The sequence below is a fragment of the Puniceibacterium antarcticum genome, from assembly GCF_002760615.1.
GTDB lineage: Bacteria > Pseudomonadota > Alphaproteobacteria > Rhodobacterales > Rhodobacteraceae > Puniceibacterium > Puniceibacterium antarcticum.
The window spans coordinates 53,630-67,528 of the sequence record NZ_AWWI01000027.1 but is presented as its reverse complement, the minus strand read 5'-3'; the positions used below and the strand labels follow the sequence as shown (position 1 = coordinate 67,528).

Sequence of the window (13,899 nt, the reverse complement as noted above, 5' to 3'; positions counted from 1 at the left end):
CTTATGAGGCCAGAGTGTCATGTGAGTGGCCGAAATCAACACACCGCCATATGAGTGCGGAAATAGAGGGTTCTCAAAAGTCTTCAACCCAAAGGCTATCTCAATAAGGTTAAAGTTATGCGCTCTTCTGGACAAGATATCTTGATCGCAGTCGGATCAAATTTCAGTCATACACCCGGTAACCTTAATGAAACGTTAATGTTGGCGCTTTCGGAAATCGCCGTATCCGGATTTGCAATTCGAAAAATTAGCCGTTTCTATTCAACACCTTGCTTCCCGATCGGGGCCGGGCCGGATTACGTCAATGCCGCTCTGGTTGTGCGATCACCGCTCTCCCCGGGGGAAATTCTGAAAAGCCTGCATCAGGTCGAAAACAACTTCGGACGTGTCCGAAAGGAACGCTGGGGAAGCCGCATACTGGATCTGGACCTGCTCGGAGTCGGCGACAACGTGCTGCCGGACCCCGCGACTCAGGCGCACTGGCGCGCACTCCCCCTAGAGCAGCAGGTCCGCATCGCACCCGATCAGCTGATTCTGCCCCATCCCCGCCTGCAGGACCGTGCATTCGTACTTGTGCCCTTGGCCGAAGTTGCGGCAGACTGGATGCATCCGACCCTGGGCCGCACCATTGCCCAGCTCTGTGACGCGCTGGATCCGTCGGCGCGCGCTGATGTCGTGCCTTTGTGAACAATCCCGCCTTGTCAATCCCGTCCACCCACGCTAAAGCTGCGGTTTCCAAGGCGAACCGACAGAACTGGAGTGTTCCATGGCCCGCGTCACCGTAGAAGATTGCGTCGACAAAGTCCCCAACCGCTTCGAGCTTGTGATGCTCGCGGCACATCGCGCCCGCGAAATCACCGCTGGTGGTGCGATCACCGTGGACCGCGATAATGACAAGAACCCGGTCGTCGCCCTGCGCGAGATCGCGGATGAAACCCAGTCCGCGGACGAACTGCGTGAGCGTCTGATTGAATCCAATCAGACCCAGATCGAAGTGGATGAACCCGAAGAAGACGCCATGGCACTGCTCATGGGGTCCGAACCGGACAAGCCTGCTGACGACGACATGTCAGAAGAGAAACTGCTGCGCGCCCTTATGGAAGCGCAAAGCCAGGGCTGAAGCCTGCCGCGTTGCGGGCCAGTTAAGGAGAGCGTCGCATGATAGCGGCCGAAGATCTTGTTGCACTGGTCCGCAACTACAATCCGAAGACAAACGCAGATCTCATCCGCGCGGCCTATGACTATGGCGCGCGGATGCACGAAGGCCAGCTGCGCCATTCCGGTGAACCTTACTTTTCCCATCCCGTGGCTGTCGCCGCGATCCTGACCGAACAGCAGCTTGACGATGCAACGATCGTCACCGCCCTGCTGCATGACACGATCGAAGACACCAAATCCACCTATTCCGAAGTTGCGCGCCGGTTCGGCCCCGATGTGGCGATGTTGGTCGATGGCGTCACCAAGCTCACCAACCTCCAGCTGTCGAGCTCCGAGACAAAGCAGGCCGAAAATTTCCGCAAGCTGTTCATGGCCATGTCCAAGGATCTGCGGGTGATTCTGGTCAAGCTGGCCGACCGCCTGCACAACATGCGCACGATCAAGGCGATGCGCCTTGAAAAACAGCAGCAGAAGGCCCGCGAAACCATGGATATCTTTGCGCCCCTCGCCGGGCGCATGGGCATGCAATGGATGCGAGAAGAGCTTGAGGATCTCGCCTTCCGCGTCCTCAACCCCGAGGGGCGCGCCAGCATCATCCGCCGCTTCATCACCCTGCAAAAGGAAACCGGCGACGTGATCCACCGGATCACCTCCGACATGCGCGCGGAGCTGGAAAAAGAAGGGATCGATGCCGAGGTGTTTGGCCGGGCCAAGAAACCCTATTCGATCTGGCGCAAGATGGAGGAAAAGGAAATGGGATTTTCCCGTCTCTCCGACATCTACGGCTTTCGCGTCATCACGCGCTCCGAACGGGACTGCTATCTGGCGCTTGGCGCGATCCACCATCGCTGGCGCGCCGTGCCAGAACGGTTCAAGGATTACGTGAGCCAGCCGAAATCCAACGGCTACCGCTCCATCCACACCACCGTCTCGGGACGCGACGGCAAACGGGTCGAGGTGCAGATCAGAACCCGCCAGATGCATGATGTGGCCGAAACCGGCGTTGCCGCGCACTGGTCCTACCGCGACGGCGTGCGCTCCGAAAACCCCTTTGCGGTCGATCCGGTACGCTGGATTTCCTCGCTCACCGAACAGTTCGACGGAGAGGATGACCACGACGAATTCCTCGAAGCGGTCAAGCTGGAAATGTACACCGATCAGGTGTTCTGCTTCACCCCCAAGGGCGATGTGGTGAAACTGCCGCGCGGCGCCACACCGCTGGATTTCGCCTATGCGATCCACACCCGCATCGGCTCGGCCTGCGTGGGGGCAAAGATCGACGGGCTGCGCGTGCCGCTCTGGACCCGGATGAAGAACGGCCAGTCGGTCGAAATCATCACCGCCGAAGGCCAGACGCCGCAGACCACCTGGCTCGACATCGCCAAGACCGGCAAGGCCAAGACCGCGATCCGCCGCGCCCTGCGCGAGGTGAACCGCGAACGGTTCGTCAAGCTGGGTCAGGAACTGGCGCGCTCTGCCTTTGAAAATGTCGGCAAGAAGGCCTCTGAAAAGGTGCTGGAAAAGGCCGCCCGCACCCTGCGCCTGCACGACCGCGAAACCCTGCTCGCCCGGCTCGGCAGCGCGGAAATCACTGCCCGCGAGGTGGTGCAGGCCGTCTATCCCGACCTTGCCCCGGCCAGAACCGGCGATATCGAACTGCAGCGCGCCGTTGTCGGCATCACCGAAGGTCAGGGATTCGAACGCGCCCCCTGCTGCCAGCCGTTGCCGGGGGAACGCATCATCGGCATCACCCAGCGTGGCCGGGGGGTCATCGTGCACAAGATCGACTGCGCCAGCCTCGCCGCATTCGAGGATCAGCCCGCCCGCTGGCTCGACCTTCAATGGGCCACAGGGAACCATGCGCCGATTTATGGGGTTTCCCTCGACATGACGATCGGTAACGATGCCGGTGTGCTGGGGCGGATCTGCACCTTGATCGGAGAGCAGCAGGCCAATATCTCGGATCTGAAGTTCGAAGACAGGAAACCTGACTTTTACAGAGTGCTCGTAGACGTCGAACTGCGCGATGCGGAACACCTGCACTCGGTCATTTCAGCGCTGGAAGCGGAAAGTGACGTCGCTTCCGTCGAACGGCGGCGCAATCCGGCGCTCAGCGTGGCGCAGGCCGCCGCGGAGTGACAGTGGCGCAGGCCGCCACGAAATAGAAACGGAAGGACGGGCAGAGTGGTCTTCAAACGCCGGGACAGGCGACCGATCTGGAAGATCGCGACTGAGGCTGTCTGGCCCCGTGGTGGATGGGGCCGGGCAGCGCGATACGTCCAGCACCGTCTGCACCGCCTGCCGGACCCGCCTGCGCGGATCGCCCGCGGCATCTTTGCCGGGGTCTTCACCACCTTCACCCCGTTTTACGGGCTGCATTTTGTGGTTGCCGCCAGCCTCGCCTTCATCATGCGCGGCAACCTGCTCGCCGCAATTCTGGCGACCTTTTTCGGCAACCCGCTGACCTATCTGCCCATCGGCATCATCTCGATGAAAACGGGCTACTGGATGCTGGGCCTGAACAAGGACCCCTCACTGCACGGCTCTCTGGGCCGCAAATTCGCCGAAGCCGGGGCTGACCTCTGGCGCAATGTCGAATCGATCTTCACCGGAGCGCCCACCGACTGGCGCGGCCTGTCGATCTTTTATCACGAGGTGTTCTTTCCCTACATGATCGGCGGCATCCTTCCCGGCATCATCGCCGCCGGCATCTGCTATTACCTCTCGGTCCCGGTGATCCGCGTCTATCAGAACCGCCGCAAGGGCGTGCTCAAGGCCAAGCTGGCCGCGTTGAAGAAAAAGAAGAAACAGGCTGACGGCGGCGCGCCACCGGACTAGGTTGCCCTCAGAGACCAACAGCCGGAAGACCGCCATGACCATCCCAACCGGACGCCTGCGCCTAGGCGTCAACATCGACCACGTCGCCACCGTCCGCAACGCCCGTGGCGGCAACACCCCCGATCCCCTGCGCGCCGCCCAGCTGGCCCAGGAGGCCGGCGCCGACGGCATCACCGCCCACCTGCGCGAAGACCGCCGCCACATCTCGGATGCCGACATCGACGGGCTGATGGAGGTGCTGACAGTGCCGCTCAACTTCGAGATGGCCGCAACGGACGAGATGCAGAAGATCGCCCTGCGCCACAAACCCCATGCTGTCTGTCTGGTGCCCGAAAAGCGCGAGGAACGCACCACCGAAGGCGGGCTCGAAGTGGCGCGCGAAGCGAACAAGCTGGCCCATTACATCGCCCCCCTGCGCGAGGCAGGCTGCCGCGTGTCGATCTTCATCGCCGCTGATCCCCGCCAGATCGACGCCGCCCACCGCATCGGCGCCGAAGTGGTCGAACTCCACACCGGCGCCTATTGCGACGCCGATTCACATTGGCGCGCCGGTGGGCGCGACGCCGAGGGCCACCTCGCCATCCGCGATGCAGAGCTGGAAAAGCTGCGCGCCATGGCAACCCATGCCCACGCGCTGGGGCTTGAGGTCCACGCAGGCCACGGGCTGACCTATGACACCGTGCAACCCGTCGCCGCCTTCCCCGAGGTGATGGAACTGAACATCGGCCATTTCCTGATTGGAGAGGCGATCTTTCGCGGCTTGCAACCTGCGATCCACGAGATGCGCCGCCTGATGGACGCCGCCCGCTCATGAGTGCGCCCAAGACTTTTTCCAAAAGTCTTGGCAAAAGTTTTCTGAAAACTTTTGCATCGGCGCTCTGATCCATGGCCGCTCCGCGCCTCTCCCGTCTGCATGTCGCAGCCCTCTGCCTTGGCCTGATCATGGCCATCGCCGCGATTGCCGTGCTGCAAACCGCGCGCCTTGGCGTGACGGCGACAAATTTCGCCATCACCACCACCCCCGTCACGCGCTATGCCCGCCCGGATGCCGATGGCCCGCCGGTGGTCATCGCCCATGGCTTCGCCGGGTCGCGCCAGATCATGCAGGCCTATGCCTACACCCTCGCCCGCGCCGGATATGTGGCCTATGCCTTTGATTTCGAAGGCCACGGCCAGAACCCGGTGCCGATGTCGGGGGATGTGAGCTCGATCGACGGCACCACCCGCCTGCTGGTCAACCAGACCCGGCAGGTGATCGAGGCGACACAATCCCCCGATCAGAAAACCGCCTTGCTCGGCCATTCCATGGCCACCGACCTTCTGGTGCGCAGCATTGGCCCCGAAACCGGGCCTGTTGTCCTGCTCTCGGCCTTTTCGCAGGAAATCACGCCAGACAGCCCCAACGACCTGCTCCTCCTCACCGGGGCATGGGAACCGGGCCTGCGTGACTTCGCGCTCAAGGCGCTGCAGATGGTCGACCCGGCCGCGCGGGATGGTGACACCGCCACGCGGGATGATCTGCGCCGCCGCGCCCGGATCGTGCCCTATGCCGATCACGTCTCGATCCTGCATGCCCGCAGCGCCCAACGTGCCGCACTCGACTGGCTGGACAGCTATTATGGCCGCAGCAGCAGCGTCACGATCTGGCCCACCGGCTGGGCGCTGCTGGTGCTGCTGGGCAGCATCGTCCTGCTGGCCGCGCCGCTGTCGCGCCTGCTGCCGCAGACCGCCCTGCCCCCCCGTCGTCGCCTTGGCCCTGCCCAGATCGCGCTGCTCACCCTGCTGCCCGCCATTGCGGCACCGCTGATTGCGGTGCCACTCAACCCCGGCTGGCTGCCGGTGCTGGTGGCGGACTACCTTGCCCTGCACCTGCTGGTCTTTGGCGTGGTGCAACTGGCGCTGCTCTGGCGGTTCGGCGTGCCGTTCGGGCCGGTGTCGGCGCGGGGGTTGCTCGCGCTCTTGGTCTGGGGGCTTGCGGTGTTCGGTCTGGCGCTTGGTCGCTATGGCATCAACTTCTGGCCCGACCTGCAGCGGCTCTGGATCATCGCAGCACTCTGTCTTGGCGCCGTGCCCTTCATGCTCGCCGATGCGCTGGTGAGCTATGGCGCGCCGTTCTGGCAGCGGCTTCTGGCGCGCATCGGCTTTCTGGCCTCGCTGGGTCTGGCCGTGGCGTTGGATTTTCAGGGGCTGTTCTTTCTGCTGATGATCGCGCCCATTATCGCTCTGTTCTACATCATCTTCGGCCTGATGGGCCGCTGTGTCGCCGGGCGGTCCGGCCCCGCCGCCGCCGGCCTTGCCCTTGGCATCGTGCTTGCCTGGGCGCTGGGTGTCAGCTTTCCGATGTTCTCTGCATGAAGGCCTTCCCATGATCCTTGGCATCGGCACCGATCTTGCCAATATCGACCGCATCGCAGCCACCCTTGAGCGGTTCGGCGACCGCTTCCGCAACCGTGTGTTCACCGAAACCGAACAGCACAAGGCCGAGCGGCGCAAGGATGTGGCAGGCACCTATGCCAAACGCTGGGCCGCGAAAGAGGCCTGTTCCAAGGCGCTTGGCACCGGGTTGCGCATGGGCATTTCCTGGAAAGACATGGCCGTCACCAACCTGCCCACCGGCCAGCCCGTTATGGCCGTGACCGGCTGGGCGCGCGAACGGCTGGCTGAGATGACCCCGCCGGGGCATGAGGCGGTGATCCATGTGACCCTGACCGATGACCACCCTTGGGCGCAGGCCTTTGTGGTGATCGAGGCGCGACCGGTGACCCAGCCGCCAGAGGATCGTGCCTGACCTCAACGGCAGAACCGAGGGGCCAGCCCCTCGGGCTCCCCGGGATATTTGGGGACAGGTGAAGGTCACAGGGGCGCCCGGCGCGGGCCTCGCGGCTTGACACGCCTTGCCTGCGGCAGCATGTAGCGCGGGAGCGTCAGGCAGAGGGCATGCAACATGGCATCCGACAGCAGCAAGGGCAACGGTTTCGTGGAAACCATCAAGACAGTGGTCTATGCGCTGTTGATTGCGGGCATCTTCCGGACGCTGTTCTTCCAGCCGTTCTGGATTCCCTCGGGGTCGATGAAAGACACGCTGCTGATCGGTGATTTCCTCTTTGTGAACAAGATGGCCTATGGCTATTCCTATGCCTCCTGCCCCTCGGTTTCTCTGCCCGCCATCGGCATCGACATTGATGCCGAAGACATCTGCGGCTTTCTGGGGGGCGACAACACGCGCCTCTTTGGCGGCGAACCGCAGCGCGGCGATGTGGTTGTCTTTCGCCACCCGGTGTCGGGACAGGATTTCATCAAACGGCTGATCGGCCTGCCCGGCGATAGGGTTCAGGTCACCGATGGCCTGCTCTCTATCAACGGCACGCCGGTTCAGGTTGAACCCAACGGGACCTTCGAGGAAACCGCCGAAGCGCAGGGCCCGCAAGGTCTGCGCCCGCGCTGCGCCAACGGCCCCGTGGGGGATGGCGGGATCTGCATCAAGGAAAAGTTCACCGAGACCCTGCCCAATGGCGTGAGCCATGACATCCTCAACATCGGCACCCAGGGCCTCGACAACACCCCGGTCTTTACCGTGCCTGCGGGCAATTACTTCTTCATGGGTGACAACCGCGACAATTCCTCGGACAGCCGCGTGCCCGCGATCACCGGCGGCGTCGGCTTTGTGCCGCTCGAAAACATCGTCGGCCGCGCCGATCGCATCGTCTTTTCCTCGGCGGGCCGCTCGATGCTGTACTTCTGGACCTGGCGCGCCGACCGGTTCTTCAAGGGGATCCATTGAAACTATCGGCAGATCTGAAGGCGCTGCAGACGCGCCTTGGCCACGACTTCGCCCGGCCTGACCTGATCGTGCGTGCGGTCACCCATGCCTCGATGTCCGGCCCCAACCGTGACGACAACCAGCGGCTTGAGTTTCTGGGTGACCGGGTGCTTGGCCTTGTCATGGCCGAGGCGCTGCTGGCGGGCGACCGTGCCGCCTCTGAAGGCCAGCTTGCCCCGCGCTTCAACGCGCTGGTGCGCAAGGAAACCTGCGCTGATGTCGCGCGCGAGATTGACCTGGGCGCCGCGCTGAAACTGGGCCGCTCCGAAATGCTGTCCGGTGGGCGGCGCAAGATGGCGCTGCTCGGCGACGGGATGGAGGCGGTGATTGCCGCCGTCTATCTGGACGGTGGGTTTGACGCGGCCAAGGCGATGGTGCTGCGCCTTTGGGGCGACCGTGTCCGCAGCGTCGAAGAAGACGCCCGCGACGCCAAGACATCCCTGCAGGAGTGGGCGCAGGCCCGCGGCCAGCAACCACCGCGCTATCTGGAAACCGCCCGCACCGGCCCGGATCACGCCCCGGTCTTTACCATCCGCGCCGAACTCGACGACGGCACCGGGGTCGAGGCCACCGCCGGATCGAAACGTCAGGCCGAACAGATGGCCGCCAAGGCGCTGCTGACCCGAGTCGAATCATAAACGCCGGTGCCAACCTGCGCGGCAGTGCCTTCATGGTGCTGGCGATGGTCGGCTTCGGCCTCGAAGATGCCTTTTTCAAATCGGCCACCGGATCGGGCGGCATCACGCCCGGTCTTGGCACGGTCCAGTTCGGCCTGACCGCCCTGCTGATCTGTGCCGTGCTGACGCGGGCCAAGGGCCTGCCGCTCTGGCATCCGGCCTTTGTGAAACGCGGCTTGCTGATCCGCACCGCCTTTGAAATCTGCGGGCGGCTGTTCTTTGCGCTCAGCCTTGCCTACACGCCGCTTTCAACCACCACCGCGATCCTGCAGGCCACGCCGCTGGTGGTCATGGGCGGTGCCGCGCTGATCCTGCGCGAAACCATCGGGCCGCGCCGCTGGACCGCCATGGCCATCGGCTTTGCCGGCGTGCTGCTGATCCTGCGCCCCTCGCCCGACGGGATCGAGGCGAATGCCATCTTTGCCCTGCTCGGCATGATCGGCTTTGCCGGGCGCGACCTTGCCACCCGCACCAGCCCGCCCGAGGTGCACGGCATGCAGCTTGGCCTGCTCGGCTTTGCGGTTGTCACCTTTGCCGGGCTTGTCATCCTCGCCTTTGAACCCGGCCTGCCGCAGGTTCCCACCGGCACCGCCGCGCTCAAGATCCTCGGCACGGCCCTTTGCGGCGTCTGGGGCTACACCGCGCTCACCACCGCCATGCGCACGGGCGAGGTGTCTGCCGTCGCCCCCTTCCGCTACAGCCGCCTTCTGGTGGGCCTGATCCTCGCCATGACGATCTTTGGCGAACGCCCCGATATGCTGACGCTGGTCGGATCAGCCATCATCGTGCTCAGCGGCATCTACATCCTTCTGCCTGCCCGCTGGCGTCGCCTGCGCCGCTGATTTGCAAAATCACCACCCCTGAAACAAAAGATGTCGACAGCGCCCGATCTGCATTTTAAAGCTTTTTGGGTTTAACCTCAGATACGGGCATCGGATTTCGCGTTCGACCAAAGGGAGAGACAGCGAATGTCCGATCCAAGTTTAACCCGAAACGCTGTAGCCAGAATGCAGTACTTCCGCAGGGGCCGCCACAATGACAGAACCCGACACACCCGCCCTGCGCCTGCAGGACTGCCCCAATTGGATCTACCTGTTGCAGGAATTCGACTCGCTCTACCGCTACGGCTCGGCCGGCGGCAGCAAGGAGATCCGCAGCCACCGCAAGCGCGTGCGCGACACCCTGTCCTCGGTGATCGACCGCAACCCGGAAATGACCTTTCGCACCCCCGCGATCAAACCGGTCACCGCCCACCTGACCCGTGCGCTGGATCTGGGCGAACGCAATGTGCTCAGCGGACTCAGCCGCGCGCTGTCCCGCGTCTCGGATCAGCTCACCTGGGAATGGGGGTACGAGACGATGCCAAAGGTGCTCGAACGCAAATATGCCTATTTCGAGGTGCTCGGCCCGCAGGGTCCCGTCCGCTCGGAACGGCTGATCCTCGGCTTTGTGCTGTTTGCGCCGAACACCACCTATCCCCAGCACAGCCACAAAGAGATCGAGGAAAGTTATATCTCGGTCGCGGGCGCCTGGTCCGAAAACGACAATGCCGTCTATGCCCCCGGCTCGCTCATCCTCAACCGGCCCGAACATGAACATCGCATCACCACCGGCGATGTCGATCCCTGCCTGCTGGCCTATGCCTGGATCGGCGCCGAAGACCGCCTTGCCGCCCCGGGGATGCGGCTGTCGTACAAACGCAAGGCCCGCATGACGCGGACCTGACCCGCTCTGACACCCCGATCGCAGCCATACGAAAACCATACGGTTTCCATATCCATTCCGTACGGCCCGATTCCCCCTCTGGTCCTGCGCGCCGTTTTCGCCTATAGCCCCAGACTTGCATCTTAGGAAAAGCCCGCAATGACCCAACGCGCCGGATTCGTCGCCCTGATCGGAGAGCCCAATGCGGGCAAATCCACCCTGACCAACCGCATGGTCGGGGCAAAGGTATCCATCGTCACCCATAAGGTGCAGACCACGCGTGCCCGCATCCGCGGCGTCGCGATCGAGGGGGACACGCAGATCGTCTTTGTCGACACCCCCGGCATGTTCGCCCCCAAGCGCCGGCTCGACCGCGCCATGGTCGCCGCCGCCTGGTCCGGTGCCGCAGATTCCGACGTGGTTGTCCTGCTGATCGAGGCGCATCGCGGCATGACCGAAGGCGTCAAAACCATCCTCCAGCGCCTCAGCGACATCGCCAAGGGACGCACAGTTGCCCTTGCAATCAACAAGATAGACAAGGTCAAGGCCGAGGTCCTGCTCGATCTCAGCAAGCAGATGAACGAGGCCTGCCCCTTCGTCAAAACCTTCATGATCTCCGCCGAACGCGGCTATGGCGTCGAGGATCTGAAGGTATGGCTCGCCGGTGAAATGCCCGAAGAGCCCTGGCTCTACCCCGAAGATCAGATCGCCGATCTGCCCATGCGCATGATCGCCGCCGAGATGACCCGCGAAAAGCTGACCCTGCGCCTGCATCAGGAACTGCCCTATCAGCTCACCGTGGAAACCGACCACTGGACCGAACGCGACGACGGCAGCGCGCGCATCGATCAGGTGATCTATGTGGCCCGCGACGGTCACAAGGGGATTCTCCTCGGCCACCGCGGCGACACGATCAAGGCGGTATCCAAAGCCTCCCGCGAGGAACTCGAAGAGTTCCTGGGCCGCAAGGTCCACCTGTTCCTGCAGGTCAAGGTCCGCGAAAAATGGCTTGAGGAATCAGAGCGTTACTCGGAAATGGGCCTGAACTTCAAAGACGGCAATGTCTGAACCCCGGCTTGCCGCCTCCTTCTGGGTGGCGGCCTACATGCGCCGCCTGTCGCTCCATGAAATCCCGGCTTTTGTCGTGAACCATGGCGATGACACGGCCGGCGCGGTGCTGGTGAAACTCAACACGCTGGACGGCAACGCCCGCATCTTCACCCGCAGCTTCGACCTCTTGTCCGACACCCGCCACTGGAGCGAACTCGCCAGCGGGGCAGATCGCGACATGGACGCCCACGTCACCAAACAGCGCAGCTTTGACCCCGACCTCTGGGTGATCGAGGTTGAAGACCGCCAGGGCCGCCACCTCCTCGACCAGCCCGGCCTCGACAGCTGACCCCCGGTTTCATCTGCCCCTAAATATCCCGGGGGAGTCGCCGGTCCGGCGACGGGGGCAGCGCCCCCTCCCAGACCCGAGACTCAGCGCCCCCTTGCGCCCGCCGCACCACGGCCCCACTCTCTGCCCATGGATTGGCGCGACACCGGCATTCTTCTAACCACCCGAAAGCATGGCGAATCCTCCGCCATCCTCGAGGTGTTCACCCCCACCCGGGGCCGCCACGCAGGCGTTCTGCGCGGTGCAACCTCGCGCAAGATCGCGCCCAGCCTGCAACCCGGTGCGCAGCTTGATCTCAGCTGGCGCGCCCGGCTCGAAGACCAGCTCGGCAGCTTCACCGTCGAACCCCAGCGCTCGCGCGCAGCACTTGCCATGACTGACCGCCTCTCGCTCGCCGGGCTCAACGCCGTGGTCTCCCTGCTCGCCTTCTGCCTGCCCGACCGCGAGGCGCATCTGGCACTCTATCAGCGCACCGAATCACTGCTCGACCTGCTGGGCCAGCCCGATATCTGGCCGCTCGCCTACCTGCGCTGGGAAATGGCCCTGCTCGAAGATATGGGTTTTGGCCTCGACCTCACGGCCTGCGCCGCCACGGGCGCAAATGACCAGCTGATCTATGTCTCTCCCCGGACCGCCCGCGCTGTGTCCGCCTCGGGCGCGGGGGATTGGGCCGACCGGCTGCTGCCCCTGCCCGGCGTCATGCTGGGGACGGGCGATGCCACCAATGCCGAGATCGCCCTTGCCCTCACCACGACCGGGCATTTCATGCACAACAGGCTCGCCACCTCACTGGGCGACCGCCCCCTGCCCAACGCACGCGCGGTGTTTCTCGACCGCCTCGGTCGCGGAACAGGGCCTTGACCCGCAACGCGCCGCTTTTTGCCTTGTCTCGCGGCATCTTCCCTGTCCCCACAAATCGCGATAGGAACATCACATGAGATGGACCATACCCAACATTCTGACGTCGCTGCGCCTTCTGGCGGCCCCTGGTGTTGCCCTGATGTTTCTGTATTTCACCCGTCCCTTTGCGGACTGGTACGCCCTGACCCTGTTTGTCAGCGCCTCGATCACCGACTGGTTTGACGGCTACCTCGCCCGCGCCTGGGGGCAGCAGACCAAGATGGGCGCCATGCTCGACCCCATCGCGGACAAGGCGATGGTGGTCATCGCCCTGATGGTCATCGTCGGCTATTCCTCGATGTCGCCCTGGCTGGTCCTGCCCGCCACTGTCATCCTGTTCCGCGAAGTCTTTGTCTCGGGCCTGCGCGAATTTCTGGGCGACACCGCCGGCACGCTCAAGGTCACCAAGCTCGCCAAATGGAAGACGACGCTGCAGATGGTCGCCATCGCCGTGCTCTTTGCGCAGGGCGTGTTCGAACATTACCTTGGCCTGTCCATCATGGGGATGGATCCGGAACGGGTCAGCGATGTTCTGGATGGCCGGATCAAGGACCTGCACGGTCTGTGGTGGAAAGAGGCCGGCATGATCTGGTCCGGCCATGTGGGGCTGGTCCTGCTCTGGGTCGCCGCGGGGCTGACCCTGCTCACCGGCATGGACTATTTCCGCAAGGCGATCCCCTTTCTGAAAGAGGAAACCTGATGGATATTCTCTATTTCGCCTGGGTGCGCGAACGCATCGGCCTGCCAAAGGAACGGATCACGACGGATGCCGCCACTGTGGCCGATCTCGTCGCTGAACTCATCGCCCGCGAAGACCGCTATGCCGTCGCCTTTTCCGATCTCTCGGCGCTGCGCGTGGCGGTCGATCAGGAGCTTACTGATTTCGACGCGCCCCTGTCCGGCGTGCGCGAAGTTGCCTTCTTTCCCCCGATGACAGGCGGCTGAGATGCGCATCGTGGTGCAAGAGGCCCCGTTTGATCTGGGTGCCGAGTCCGACGCCTTTGCCGCCGGGCGCCACGACATGGGCGCCGTGGTGACCTTTACCGGCGTTGTGCGCGACGTGAACGATCAGCTCGATGTCATGGAAATCGAACACTACCCCGGCATGACCGAAAAGGCCCTGACCAAGATCGCAACCGAGGCGATGCAGCGCTGGTCCCTGGGCGATGTGCTTGTGATCCACCGCTTTGGCCGCCTTGCGCCCGGCGACAGGATCATGATGGTGGCCACCGCCGCACCGCACCGCCGCGATGCGTTTGAGGCGGCAGATTTCCTGATGGACTACCTCAAATCCCGCGCGCCGTTCTGGAAAAAGGAACATGGCAAGGACGGCACCAGCTGGGTCGCCGCCAAGGACGAAGACGAAGACGCCCTATCCCGCTGGTAGGCCCGCAAAAGAAGAG

Annotated in this window: 17 protein-coding genes; all 17 read left to right on the top strand. The window is 63.6% G+C overall.

Going from position 1 to position 13,899, the window contains the following annotated elements; translation table 11 throughout:
• Positions 1–141: 141 nt before the first annotated feature.
• The 17 genes from folK to P775_RS03030 all read left to right on the top strand — a co-directional run bounded on the left by folK (position 142) and on the right by P775_RS03030 (position 13,883).
• Positions 142–687, top strand: coding sequence for a 2-amino-4-hydroxy-6-hydroxymethyldihydropteridine diphosphokinase (gene folK / locus P775_RS03110; RefSeq protein WP_342749629.1), 546 nt, complete (start codon positions 142–144; stop codon positions 685–687).
• A gap of 79 nt (positions 688–766) precedes the next feature.
• Positions 767–1,120 (top strand): DNA-directed RNA polymerase subunit omega, encoded by a 354-nt coding sequence (gene rpoZ, locus P775_RS03105; RefSeq protein ID WP_089269188.1) that lies wholly within the window; start codon positions 767–769, stop codon positions 1,118–1,120.
• A 38-nt stretch (positions 1,121–1,158) separates the two neighbouring features.
• Positions 1,159–3,297, top strand: coding sequence for a RelA/SpoT family protein (locus P775_RS03100; RefSeq protein WP_099909587.1), 2,139 nt, complete (start codon positions 1,159–1,161; stop codon positions 3,295–3,297).
• A 45-nt stretch (positions 3,298–3,342) separates the two neighbouring features.
• Positions 3,343–3,996, top strand: coding sequence for a DUF2062 domain-containing protein (locus tag P775_RS03095; protein WP_099909586.1), 654 nt, complete (start codon positions 3,343–3,345; stop codon positions 3,994–3,996).
• Between the two features lie 34 nt (positions 3,997–4,030).
• Positions 4,031–4,810 (top strand): pyridoxine 5'-phosphate synthase, encoded by a 780-nt coding sequence (locus P775_RS03090; RefSeq protein WP_099909618.1) that lies wholly within the window; start codon positions 4,031–4,033, stop codon positions 4,808–4,810.
• A gap of 71 nt (positions 4,811–4,881) precedes the next feature.
• Positions 4,882–6,351 carry an alpha/beta fold hydrolase gene (locus P775_RS03085; protein ID WP_218967612.1) on the top strand — a complete coding sequence of 490 codons (1,470 nt, stop codon included), beginning with the start codon at positions 4,882–4,884 and terminating at the stop codon, positions 6,349–6,351.
• A 10-nt stretch (positions 6,352–6,361) separates the two neighbouring features.
• Positions 6,362–6,784, top strand: coding sequence for a holo-ACP synthase (gene acpS / locus P775_RS03080; RefSeq protein WP_099909585.1), 423 nt, complete (start codon positions 6,362–6,364; stop codon positions 6,782–6,784).
• Between the two features lie 156 nt (positions 6,785–6,940).
• Positions 6,941–7,777, top strand: a complete 837-nt coding sequence (gene lepB / locus P775_RS03075) for a signal peptidase I (RefSeq protein WP_099909584.1) — start codon at positions 6,941–6,943, stop codon at positions 7,775–7,777.
• The gene (rnc, locus tag P775_RS03070; RefSeq protein ID WP_099909583.1) at positions 7,774–8,454 is read left to right on the top strand and encodes a ribonuclease III; all 681 of its coding nucleotides are present in this window, start codon (positions 7,774–7,776) and stop codon (positions 8,452–8,454) included. The genes lepB and rnc overlap by 4 nt, the downstream gene beginning before the upstream one ends.
• Complete coding sequence (locus P775_RS03065) at positions 8,394–9,335, top strand: DMT family transporter (RefSeq protein WP_425439875.1); 942 nt, start codon at positions 8,394–8,396, stop codon at positions 9,333–9,335. Before rnc ends, P775_RS03065 begins: the two co-directional genes overlap by 61 nt.
• 193 nt (positions 9,336–9,528) lie before the next feature.
• Positions 9,529–10,218 carry a dimethylsulfonioproprionate lyase family protein gene (locus tag P775_RS03060; protein ID WP_099909581.1) on the top strand — a complete coding sequence of 230 codons (690 nt, stop codon included), beginning with the start codon at positions 9,529–9,531 and terminating at the stop codon, positions 10,216–10,218.
• Positions 10,219–10,356: 138 nt separating this feature from the next.
• Positions 10,357–11,265, top strand: coding sequence for a GTPase Era (gene era / locus P775_RS03055; RefSeq protein WP_099909580.1), 909 nt, complete (start codon positions 10,357–10,359; stop codon positions 11,263–11,265).
• Complete coding sequence (locus tag P775_RS03050; protein WP_099909579.1) at positions 11,258–11,596, top strand: DUF1491 family protein; 339 nt, start codon at positions 11,258–11,260, stop codon at positions 11,594–11,596. Before era ends, P775_RS03050 begins: the two co-directional genes overlap by 8 nt.
• A gap of 129 nt (positions 11,597–11,725) precedes the next feature.
• Positions 11,726–12,457, top strand: a complete 732-nt coding sequence (recO, locus tag P775_RS03045; RefSeq protein WP_099909578.1) for a DNA repair protein RecO — start codon at positions 11,726–11,728, stop codon at positions 12,455–12,457.
• 73 nt (positions 12,458–12,530) lie between these two features.
• Entirely contained in the window at positions 12,531–13,196 is a 666-nt protein-coding gene (gene pgsA / locus P775_RS03040; protein ID WP_099909577.1) for a CDP-diacylglycerol--glycerol-3-phosphate 3-phosphatidyltransferase, read from the top strand.
• A complete protein-coding gene (gene moaD, locus P775_RS03035; RefSeq protein WP_099909576.1) occupies positions 13,196–13,441 on the top strand; it encodes a molybdopterin converting factor subunit 1 in 246 nt (81 codons plus the stop codon). The genes pgsA and moaD overlap by 1 nt, the downstream gene beginning before the upstream one ends.
• 1 nt (position 13,442) lies before the next feature.
• Positions 13,443–13,883, top strand: a complete 441-nt coding sequence (locus P775_RS03030; protein WP_099909575.1) for a molybdenum cofactor biosynthesis protein MoaE — start codon at positions 13,443–13,445, stop codon at positions 13,881–13,883.
• The last annotated feature ends 16 nt before the right edge of the window (positions 13,884–13,899 follow it).

Bases quoted from the DNA above. Each gene is read 5' to 3' on its own strand.
- rpoZ (WP_089269188.1), top strand. From the start codon at position 767: ATGGCCCGCGTCACCGTAGAAGATTGCGTCGACAAAGTCCCCAACCGC.
- P775_RS03100 (WP_099909587.1), top strand. From the start codon at position 1,159: ATGATAGCGGCCGAAGATCTTGTTGCACTGGTCCGCAACTACAATCCG.
- P775_RS03090 (WP_099909618.1), top strand. From the start codon at position 4,031: ATGACCATCCCAACCGGACGCCTGCGCCTAGGCGTCAACATCGACCAC.
- P775_RS03085 (WP_218967612.1), top strand. From the start codon at position 4,882: ATGGCCGCTCCGCGCCTCTCCCGTCTGCATGTCGCAGCCCTCTGCCTT.
- acpS (WP_099909585.1), top strand. From the start codon at position 6,362: ATGATCCTTGGCATCGGCACCGATCTTGCCAATATCGACCGCATCGCA.
- lepB (WP_099909584.1), top strand. From the start codon at position 6,941: ATGGCATCCGACAGCAGCAAGGGCAACGGTTTCGTGGAAACCATCAAG.
- P775_RS03060 (WP_099909581.1), top strand. From the start codon at position 9,529: ATGACAGAACCCGACACACCCGCCCTGCGCCTGCAGGACTGCCCCAAT.
- era (WP_099909580.1), top strand. From the start codon at position 10,357: ATGACCCAACGCGCCGGATTCGTCGCCCTGATCGGAGAGCCCAATGCG.
- P775_RS03050 (WP_099909579.1), top strand. From the start codon at position 11,258: ATGTCTGAACCCCGGCTTGCCGCCTCCTTCTGGGTGGCGGCCTACATG.
- recO (WP_099909578.1), top strand. From the start codon at position 11,726: ATGGATTGGCGCGACACCGGCATTCTTCTAACCACCCGAAAGCATGGC.
- pgsA (WP_099909577.1), top strand. From the start codon at position 12,531: ATGAGATGGACCATACCCAACATTCTGACGTCGCTGCGCCTTCTGGCG.
- moaD (WP_099909576.1), top strand. From the start codon at position 13,196: ATGGATATTCTCTATTTCGCCTGGGTGCGCGAACGCATCGGCCTGCCA.
- P775_RS03030 (WP_099909575.1), top strand. From the start codon at position 13,443: ATGCGCATCGTGGTGCAAGAGGCCCCGTTTGATCTGGGTGCCGAGTCC.